General features: G+C 45.5%; 1 pseudogene. It reads left to right on the top strand.

Annotation, left to right across the window (positions count from 1 at the left end):
• Positions 1–193 (top strand): annotated as a pseudogene (locus V2S86_RS25425) (IS3 family transposase); the annotation flags it as partial.
• Positions 194–255: the final 62 nt, after the last annotated feature.

The raw sequence follows: 255 nt of genomic DNA, 5'->3' as shown, positions 1-255 counted from the left end.
TTGAAATACGTGAGCTAAAGAAAAGACTTCAACGCGTTGAAATAGAAAGAGATATATTAAAAAAGGCTACCACGCTCTTGATGTCAGACTCCCTGAACAATTCTCATTAGTTGAGAAACTCAGGGCGCGGTTTCCTGTTGCCGTTGTGTGCAACGTGTTTGGGGTTCATCGCGGCAGTTATAAATACTGGCGGCAGCCCAGGTAGCCTGACGCCACAAGAATGGCATTTTCCCTGATTCAGCACTGACAGGTAAA

This window comes from Serratia sp. C2(1), from assembly GCF_036352655.1.
GTDB classification, from domain to species: Bacteria; Pseudomonadota; Gammaproteobacteria; order Enterobacterales; family Enterobacteriaceae; genus Serratia; species Serratia inhibens.
The sequence above is the reverse complement of the archived record's forward strand: the minus strand, read 5'-3'. Positions and strand labels throughout refer to the sequence as shown.